Here is an 8,953-nt window from a genome sequence, read left to right as displayed (position 1 = left end):
TTGGCCAGGCTGCGGGCTTCGGCTGTCACCAGGGCGTTGGGGCTGTGCAGGTGGATCACTTTGACCCCGGTTTTAGCCACGGTCTGCACATCGGCAGCCACCACCAACTGTTTTTTGCTCATGCTTGCTCCATCACGCTTTGATCCAAGCCCAGCAGGTGGTGGCGCACGCGCACCAGCGACGCCGGGTCATGGATGGATACCGGAAAAATCTGCCCTGACACGCCCGCATCGCGCAGCAAAGCCGCCACGCGCGGCAGGTCGGCATCGGGCAAGTCCATTTTGGTGACGATGGCATCAATGGCCTTGCCAACGTACACGTCCAGCAGCCCATAGGGCAGGCGGCAGTCAAACACATCGGCGGGGTGCACATACACCAGCCGCTGCACGTCTGCCGCCATGGTGATCAGGGTGTGGTACAGGCGCGGGTGGCTGAAATACTCGCCTGGGGTGTCAATGCCGCTGTGGCCTTCAAATTCCATCACCTGCGTTTTGCGGGCTTCTTCATCCCGGCCAAACAGGTGATTGAACAGGGTGGTTTTGCCCGCGCCAATGTCGCCAATCAGCATGAAGCGCCCCACTTTTGCAGCTTGGCTCATGTGCGTGAAATCTCGCAAATGCTGTAGTTCATCTGTCGGCGCAAGGTGTTGATGACCTGCTGCAAGGATTCATCCACCGAGGCCACCGAACCGCAAATCACCAGCGCACCACTGAAGCGATCCAGAAAACCGATCTCGACATTGGCCGCCTTGGTGGCGATGTCGCCCGCGATCATGGCGGTTTCACCCGGTGTCAGGGTCATGATGCCAATCGCCTCAGCCCCCGGAACACCGATTTTTTTGCACAACTCAGCGGTGGGGTTGGCAATGCAATGGGCGAGCGTGACCTGCTTGCCAGGCACAAATTCCTGGATGATTCTTTCCTTGGTCACAACGTCCTGGCTGCTCATCGGTCTCGATTCGGGTGGGTGATCGGCTGGCATGCACCCGCACACCAGTCCCTGAGGCGGATTGTGAGAACGCAGGAAGCGAGAGCGTTAGCAAAAATCGGCGTGATTTTGGATGGCTAGGCCAGCACGACTGAAGACACACCTTCAGCGCAATGAAAGCCCCCGCACGGGGAGGCGCTGGCGGGAGTCAGAAGCTCCCTGCACCCCGCCTGCGCAAGGTCTCCGAGGGCAATTCACCAAACAACCAGCGGTAGTCGGCGGCAAATTGGCTCAAGTGCCAGAAGCCGTAGCGCACTGCCACATCGCTCACGCTGGCACAAGTCGAATCCGCGCAGCGCAATTCGCGGCGGGCCTGGTTGAGTTTGACCGCTTTCAGATAAGCCTTGGGCGACAGGCCCACATGTTTGCGGAAACAGTCCTGCAAGGCCCGCGGGCTGGAGCCCAGTTGCTCACACAGCTCGTGCACGGTGACACAGCGTTCGGTGTGCGCCTGTAAATAATCTCGAACCCGCCGCAGCATGCGCCGGGCGTGTTGCGCTGACACGTTGTCGCGCGGCCCGTGTTTGCCGTGGGTGAGCATCTGTACCAGGCCAGACACGACCTCATCCAGAAGATGCTGCTGCGCCTGCGCCGACAGCCCCTGAAGCTGCGCTGGCTGCACCAGCAGCAGTTGGCACAGCCAGCGGCGCACGGCCTCCAGCGCATCGTCGGGCAGTTGCAGCACACGCTGTGTCAGCAGCGCAGGCGGCAAGGCGCTGTGTTGGCTGGCTGCATAGTGCTGCAGCCAGTCGGTCTGGACCACGATGCCCAGAAAACCAAAGTCATCGGGCGTGGTCAGCTGAAAGTCGCCCTGGCCGGAATGCAGCGCCAGCATGCCCGGCGCCAGCCCCGTGCCGTCCACCCGCACCATGGGCCGGTGTTGCACCGGAATGCCAAACCAGGTGGCCCCGGCCCAGGTCTTGCAGGTTTGCACCAGCGCGTGGCTGGACGATTCGATGAACAATTGCACCGGCCCCAGCATCAGCTCGGTCAAGGCACCATGAAACCGGCCCGGCGAGGTTTGGTCGTACACCTGTTCCCAGCCCGAAATGCTCTGCGCCAGCTGATCCACTCCCGCAGACTGCGTCGCCCGCCACTGAGGGGTGGGTGCCATGGAGGGGGTGGGCATGGAGGTCACGATGATCGGTTCGGGTTAATGGGCATCAAGGTCTGGCAGCTGGAAGCAGTTTTTGTGCCGATGTCGAGTGGTGTCTGGTGGGAGCAGATTTTTTGCAGTGCACCCGCCCCTGTCAATAGAGAGTCACCCTGACTCCGCGGTACCGCCGCGCCGTCGGATCGCGGTAAAGTCCAGTCCATGAGCACCCTCACCCAAGCCCAGCAACACGCCTTGCTGGCCGCCGCCCGCCACGCCCAGCGCCAGGCCTACGCCCCTTATTCCCACTACGCGGTCGGTGCCGCCGTGCTGGACGACCAAGGCCGCATCCACGCCGGCTGCAACGTCGAAAACGCTGCCTACCCGCAAAGTCTGTGCGCCGAAGCTGCCGCCCTGGCCGCCATGGTGTTGGCTGGCAGCAAGCGTGCGCTGGCCGTTTTGGTGGTTGGCCAAGGCGGCAAGAATGCCAGCGCCTGGACCACGCCCTGCGGCGGCTGCCGCCAGAAATTGCGCGAATTTGGTGCGCCCGACATGCCCGTTCTGAGCGCCAATGACACCACCCTGGGGCCCAGCTACACCTTGGGCGCCTTGCTGCCAGAGAGTTTTGGGCCTGATCATCTGGCCCACCCCACACCGGAGTCCGCCCCATGAACACCACCCTCAACGCCATGCACACCATCCGCCAACACGCGCCCGATCTGCACCCCCGCGTTGCCGTGGTGCTGGGTTCGGGCTGGGGCGGTTTGACGGATCACCTGACCGGGGCCATCCAGTTCCCCTACAGCGATTTGCCAGGTTTTCCGCAGCCCAGCGTGGCCGGTCACAGTGGCACGCTCTGGCTGGGCCACATCGGCGCGCAGCCGGTGGCGGTGATGAGCGGGCGCAAACACGGCTACGAAACCGGCGCGGTGGACGGCATGGCCGAGCCCCTGCGGGTGCTCAAAAGCATCGGTTGCCACACACTGGTGCAAACCAATGCCGCCGGCAGCCTGCGCCCCGACATGCCGCCGCAAAGCCTGATGCTGATCAGCGACCACCTCAACCTGCCGCAGCGCTCGCCACTGGTCGGCCAGCTTGGCAGTGAACGCTTTGTCAATATGGTTGAAGCTTATGACCCAGAGCTAAATCGCCTTGCAGCCCAGGTGGCACAAGCGCAAGGCACTACACTTTTTGAAGGTGTTTATGCCTGGTTTCTGGGCCCGCAGTTCGAAACCCCCGCTGAAATCCGCATGGCCCGGCTGCTGGGTGCGGACGCCGTGGGCATGAGCACCGTGCCCGAGACCATTCTGGCCCGCCACTTGGGGCTGCGCGTGCTGGCCCTGTCGTTCATTACCAACCTAGGCGCAGGCATGTCCGCCGAGCACCTCAGCCATGCCCATACCCTGGACCAGGCGCAAGCCGGCAGCGCCAAGGCCAGCCGCCTGCTGGCCGACATCGTTGCGCAATTGCCCTAGACGCTTTGACAGAGCACTTTCACCATGACAAACATCCCAGCCACAGGGTCACAAGACCTCATCACCAGCGCCCGCATCGCCCTGGCCTGCCTCGATTTGACCAGCCTGAACGATGCCGACACCGAAGCCGACATGGCCAGGTTATGTCAACGTGCCCAAACCGCCTTTGGCCCGGTGGCCGCCGTCTGCGTCTGGCCACGCCTGGCCGCGTTTGCCCGTGCGCAACTGCCTGTCCACATTGGTGTGGCTGCGGTGGCCAACTTTCCGCATGGCAACGCCGACGTGGCCGCAGCCGTGCGCGATACCGTGCAGATCGTGCAGGCCGGGGCGCAAGAGGTGGACGTGGTCTTGCCCTACCAGGCGCTGATGGCCGGTGATGACACCACCGTCACCCAGCTGCTCACCGCCGTGCGCCAAGCCTGCCCCGGCCTGGTGCTCAAGGTGATTCTGGAAACCGGCGAACTCCAAACCCCCAAGCTGATTCAACGTGCCAGTCAGCTGGCGCTGGACGCGGGCGCCGACTTCCTGAAAACCAGCACCGGCAAAACCCCGGTGAACGCCACCCCGGAGGCGGCGCAGGTCATGCTGGCGTGTATCGCCGCCCATCCCCATGCCAAGCATCATGCAGGCTTCAAGGCCTCAGGCGGTATCAAGACTGCGCAAGATGCTCTGATGTATGAAGCACTCACCGCGCATTACCTGGGCGCTGCCGCCTTGACGGCCAAGCGCTTCCGCATTGGGGCCAGCAGCCTGCTGGGCGACATCGAGGCCGTGCTGGGCGGCCAGACGGACGACAGCCCCACCCTGCCCGGGGGCTACTGACCATGCTGGCGCAAGAAATCATCCGCATCAAACGCGACGGCCACACGCTGAGTGCGCCCCACATCGAGCACTTTGTGCGCGGTCTGGTTGACGGCTCGTGGAGTGAAGGCCAGGCCGCAGCATTGGCCATGGCCATATTCCTCCAAGGCATGAGCCGGGATGAAACCGTGGCCCTGACGCAGGCCATGACCCACTCCGGCCTGGTGATGGACTGGACCAGCGCCCAGCTGGACGGCCCGATTCTGGACAAACATTCCACCGGCGGTGTCGGTGACAAACTCAGCCTGATGCTGGCCCCCATCGTGGCGGCTTGCGGCGGCATCGTCCCGATGATCTCAGGCCGCGGCCTGGGCCACACCGGCGGCACGCTCGACAAGCTGGGCAGCATCCCGGGCTACCACTGCACGCCCGACGTGGCCACCCTGCACCAGGCCCTGCAAAGCGCAGGCTGCGCCATCATCGGCCAGACGGCTGACCTGGCCCCGGCAGACCGCCGCCTGTACGCCATTCGCGACGTGACCGCCACGGTGGAATCGGTGCCGCTGATCACCGCCAGCATTCTGTCGAAAAAACTCGCCGCTGGCCTGCAAGGCCTGGTGATGGACGTGAAGGTCGGCAACGGCGCGTTTGCCGACTCCATGGACATGGCCAGCACCCTGGCCGAATCGCTGGTGCAGGTGGCCAACGGTGCCGGCCTGCCGACGCGCGCCTGGTTGACCGACATGAACCAGGTGCTGGGCAGCACCTGTGGCAACGCGCTGGAGGTACAGGAGGCCATTGACTTCTTGAAGGGCGAGGGCACCGACCCGCGCCAGAGCATCGTCACACTGCGCCTGAGCGCCGAGCTGCTGCTGATGGGCGGCCTGGCCGCCAATGAAGCCGAGGCGATGCAAAAAGTAGAGCATGCTGTGACCAGTGGACGCGGGCTGGAGCAGTTTTCCCGCATGATCAACGCCCTCGGCGGCCCGGCCAATTTGGCTGAACGCCCCAGCCACTACCTGCCGCAGGCCCCGGTACAACGGCCCGTGCCCGCCCCGCGTAGCGGCTGGGTCAGTGGCATGGCCACCCGCGACATTGGCCTGGCGGTGGTCGAGCTCGGCGGCGGACGGCGCCAGGCCAGCGACCCCATCGATGCCCGCGTGGGCTTCAGCCAGTTTGTTCATATTGGCCAGCAGTTGCAGGCCGGTGAGCCACTGGCCATGGTCCATGCCGCCGACGCTGCAGCGGCCGAACACGCTTGTCAAACACTGCAGCGTCTGGTCCAGATCAGTGATGCCCCTGCAACACCCACCCCCGTGCTGATTCGGGCCATTGGCCGCTGAAGTTCCCCCATGCATGGGGTTGTTGTTGCGCCGGACACCATACTAGACTGCCCTGTTGCCCCGGATTCACACCCGGCCAGCCAGGCGGGAGAATGAGGGGCACTTGTTTTTGAGAGTTTTTTAGAGCGAGTCCGCCATGTACCAACTGTTCAAAGCCGCCCTCTTGTGCGCGGGTCTTTCCCTGCCCCTGTGGAGTCTGGCTGCCCCCGGCGAATACTGGGAAATCACCACCAAAATGGACATGCCCGGCATGCCGGTTGCGATGCCCGCCACCACCATCAAGACCTGTGTCCCCAAGGGCGCGGAGCGCGACCCCAGCTACACCACCCAGAAAGAATGCAAGGTGTCTGATGTCAAACACATCGGCAACAAGACCAGCTGGAAGATGCGCTGCGAACGCAAGGACGGCGTCATGGAAGGCAGCGGCGACGTGACCGCCAGCGCCGACCAGTCCGAAGGCACGATTCGCCTGAGCAGCACATCGGGCGGCAGAAAAATGGACATGACCCAGTCCTACAAAAGCCGTCGTTTGGGTGGCAGTTGCGACACCGAGGAAGTCGTGCAAAAGGCCTTTGGCCAGCTGTGTGATACCAGCGGCCGCAGCACCGTCCAGCAGATCCAGATGGGCCAGGTGCTGCTGGACAACAAAATGTGCCCCGGCCGAAAACAGGCGTTCTGTGAAGCGGTGCGCGCCGAAGCGCCCAGGGATGCCAAGGTCTATGGCGCCCTGGTTGACTCGGCCAGAAACCCCAAGGTCCAGGTGGCCCGGGAGTGTGGCGTTGACATGGACGCTTCGGCCAAGTCCCTTTGCAGCACACTCAACGGCGGCAACATCGGTGCGCTGTCACGGTTTTGCCCGGCCGAGGCCAAGGCCTACCGGGAACTTGAACGCCGCAAAGCCTGCGAAGGCCGCAGCTTCACCGGCCACGAAAACCTGAGCCAATGCCTGCAGGGCCAAGCCGGTGGCGACCATGCCGCCACCAACGCCGAAGTGGCAGCACCGCAGACGACGCACACCCAAACCGCCGGCAAACCAGCACCCCATGCCGAACCGGCCGCCAACAGCAACCCCGCTGGTGCCCTGATGGACAGCGCCAAAAAACTCAAGGGGCTGTTCGGCCTCTGACCCATCCTCATGCGTTGGTTATTGGGACTCTGGCTGCTGGGCCTGGCCCTGTCGGGACTGGCCCAGTCTGACCCATTTCCGCGCATCGGTGCTGCCTATTGGCTGGAGACCAACGGCAGTGTCATGTGGCGCCACCAGGCCGACCAACGGCTGCCACCCGCCAGCCTGACCAAGATGATGACCGCGCTGCTGGTGCTGGAGCACAGTGCGCAGACACCGGACGCGGTGGTCAAGGTGAGCCCGGCAGCCGCACGCGAAACCGGCTCCCGCATGGCCCTCAAGGCCGGTGAACAATTCACCGTAGCGGACCTGCTGGCCGCCACCCTGATCGCCTCGGCCAACGATGCCTGCCGCGCCCTGGCCGAGCACCTGGCCGGTGATCAGGCGCGGTTTGTGCAGCGCATGAACCAGCGCGCCCGACAATTGGGCATGCACCATACCCGCTTTGCCAACGCCTGCGGCCATGACGCGCCCGGCCACTACAGCAGCGCACGCGATCTGGCGCGGCTGGCCCATGCACTGATGCAACACCCCCAGGCCCTGTCGCTCGCCAGCCAGCGCGAACACTCCATCCGCACCGTGGATGGCCGCCGCAGTTTCTCCCTGAAGACCACCAACGCCCTGCTGGGCCGTTATCCCGGCGCCATCGGCCTGAAGACTGGCCGCACCGCACAGGCAGGCCACTGCCTGGTGGCGCTGGCGCAACGCGGCGACACCCAGGTGCTGCTGGTATTGCTCAAGGGCAGTGATCGCTGGTGGGACACCGTGGATGTGCTTGACCTGGCGTTTGCCCGTGCAGCCCACTGACCTCCGCGCGCGCCACCTGCTCGGGCTGACCCTGGCGGTACTGTTGTGTTACGCCAATGCGCTGGGTGCTGACTTCCAGTTTGACGACTACCGCGTCATCGTCAACAACCCGGCCGTCCACAGCTGGGCGGCCTGGCTGGATACGGAAGGTCAGGGCCTGTGGGGCATCCGCCCGCTGCTCAAGCTGTCCTATGTGCTCAACTGGGTCTCGGGCTGGGGGGTGACCGGGTTTCATCTGCTCAACATCGGCCTGCATCTGGCCAACACCTGGCTGGTGTACCGGCTGGTGCAACACTTTGGCGCGGCCCTGGCTGGCGGTCCAAACTGGGCCCAGGTGCCGCTGGCATCGGCCCTGCTGTTTGCGCTGCACCCGGCCAACACCGAGGCGGTGACCTATGTGTGTGGCCGCTCGGTCTCGTTGATGGCGTTTTTTTACCTGGCCGCGCTGGTGGTGTACGCCTCGGCTCGCGAGAACGGCAATCAGCTCAAGCGGCATCTGGCCGTGCCGCTGTTGTGGCTGCTGGCCCTGGCCGTGAAGGAAACCGCCGTCACCCTGGTGCTGGCTTTGCTGGTGTGGGAATGGTCGCTGGGCACCCGTTGGCGCCAGATCTGGCAACGCCAGTGGAGCCTCTGGCTGCTGTCACTGGCAGTGGTGGCATTTTTCCTGTTCAACACCCATTACCAGGCCCACATGCAGCGCAGCGCCGAGCTGAACTCGCTCACCGGCAACCTGGCCACCCAGACGCAGGGGCTGGCCTACCTGCTGCGCCAGTGGGGCTGGCCGCTGTGGCTCAACATCGACCCTGACCTGCCAGTGCTGAGCAGCCCGGCCGCCGCCGCACTGGCGCTGGCTGGCCTGCTGGCCACCCTGTGGCTGACCATATGGGTGCGGCCACGGCGCCCCTGGCTCAGCCTGGCCTGGTCATGGGCGGTGATACATCTGCTGCTGCTGTACCTGGTCCTGCCGCGCCTGGATGTGGCCAATGACCGGCAGTTGTATCTGGCGGCCTGGCCGCTGGCCATGGCGCTGGTGGTCGAACTGACCCTGCGGCTGGAACCGCACACATTCAGGGGACTGCTGGCGGCGTTGGTGCTGTGTCTGGGGGGGCTGACGGTGGCACGCAATCAGGATTACCGCCATGAAATCAGCCTGTGGGAAAGCACGGTCCCACTGTCCCCCAACAAGGCGCGGGTGCACAACAACCTGGGCTACGCCTACATGCTGGCCGGACGCGTGGATGAGGCCCGGCGCGAATACACCCACGCGCTGCGGCTGGACCCCCAACACATCAAGGCGCGTTACAACCTGGAACGGCTGGAC

The 8,953-nt window shown here is 64.4% G+C and carries 10 protein-coding genes; 7 read left to right on the top strand and 3 right to left on the bottom strand.

Features of this window, described 5'->3' with window-relative positions; translation table 11 throughout:
- Nucleotides 1–118: 118 nt before the first annotated feature.
- The 3 genes from PHW99_RS11185 to PHW99_RS11175 all read right to left on the bottom strand — a co-directional run bounded on the left by PHW99_RS11185 (nucleotide 119) and on the right by PHW99_RS11175 (nucleotide 2,116).
- The gene (locus tag PHW99_RS11185; RefSeq protein ID WP_300177123.1) at nucleotides 119–598 is read right to left on the bottom strand and encodes a EutP/PduV family microcompartment system protein; all 480 of its coding nucleotides are present in this window, start codon (nucleotides 596–598) and stop codon (nucleotides 119–121) included.
- Nucleotides 595–948: an ethanolamine utilization microcompartment protein EutS gene (gene eutS / locus PHW99_RS11180; RefSeq protein WP_366913373.1), complete on the bottom strand. Its 354-nt coding sequence runs from the start codon at nucleotides 946–948 to the stop codon at nucleotides 595–597. Before eutS ends, PHW99_RS11185 begins: the two co-directional genes overlap by 4 nt.
- A 187-nt stretch (nucleotides 949–1,135) precedes the next feature.
- Nucleotides 1,136–2,116, bottom strand: coding sequence for a helix-turn-helix domain-containing protein (locus tag PHW99_RS11175; RefSeq protein WP_300177120.1), 981 nt, complete (start codon nucleotides 2,114–2,116; stop codon nucleotides 1,136–1,138).
- 186 nt (nucleotides 2,117–2,302) lie between these two features.
- Between PHW99_RS11175 and cdd the strand changes: the two genes are divergently transcribed.
- The 7 genes from cdd to PHW99_RS11140 all read left to right on the top strand — a co-directional run.
- A complete protein-coding gene (gene cdd / locus PHW99_RS11170) occupies nucleotides 2,303–2,752 on the top strand; it encodes a cytidine deaminase (protein ID WP_300177117.1) in 450 nt (149 codons plus the stop codon).
- A complete protein-coding gene (locus PHW99_RS11165) occupies nucleotides 2,749–3,555 on the top strand; it encodes a purine-nucleoside phosphorylase (RefSeq protein ID WP_300177114.1) in 807 nt (268 codons plus the stop codon). The genes cdd and PHW99_RS11165 overlap by 4 nt, the downstream gene beginning before the upstream one ends.
- Before the next feature lie 33 nt (nucleotides 3,556–3,588).
- Nucleotides 3,589–4,377 (top strand): deoxyribose-phosphate aldolase, encoded by a 789-nt coding sequence (gene deoC, locus PHW99_RS11160; protein ID WP_366913380.1) that lies wholly within the window; start codon nucleotides 3,589–3,591, stop codon nucleotides 4,375–4,377.
- Between the two features lie 2 nt (nucleotides 4,378–4,379).
- Nucleotides 4,380–5,699, top strand: a complete 1,320-nt coding sequence (deoA, locus tag PHW99_RS11155) for a thymidine phosphorylase (protein WP_300177109.1) — start codon at nucleotides 4,380–4,382, stop codon at nucleotides 5,697–5,699.
- A gap of 136 nt (nucleotides 5,700–5,835) precedes the next feature.
- Nucleotides 5,836–6,825, top strand: coding sequence for a DUF3617 domain-containing protein (locus PHW99_RS11150; protein WP_300177106.1), 990 nt, complete (start codon nucleotides 5,836–5,838; stop codon nucleotides 6,823–6,825).
- A 9-nt stretch (nucleotides 6,826–6,834) separates the two neighbouring features.
- Entirely contained in the window at nucleotides 6,835–7,632 is a 798-nt protein-coding gene (locus tag PHW99_RS11145) for a D-alanyl-D-alanine carboxypeptidase family protein (protein WP_300177103.1), read from the top strand.
- A partial coding sequence (locus PHW99_RS11140) for a tetratricopeptide repeat protein (RefSeq protein ID WP_300177100.1) occupies nucleotides 7,619–8,953 on the top strand: 1,335 nt, incomplete at its 3' end. The genes PHW99_RS11145 and PHW99_RS11140, both read left to right, overlap by 14 nt.

The sequence above is a fragment of the Rhodoferax sp. genome (assembly GCF_028689305.1).
Classification (GTDB): domain Bacteria; phylum Pseudomonadota; class Gammaproteobacteria; order Burkholderiales; family Burkholderiaceae_C; genus Rhodoferax.
The sequence above is the reverse complement of the archived record's forward strand: the minus strand, read 5'-3'. Positions and strand labels throughout refer to the sequence as shown.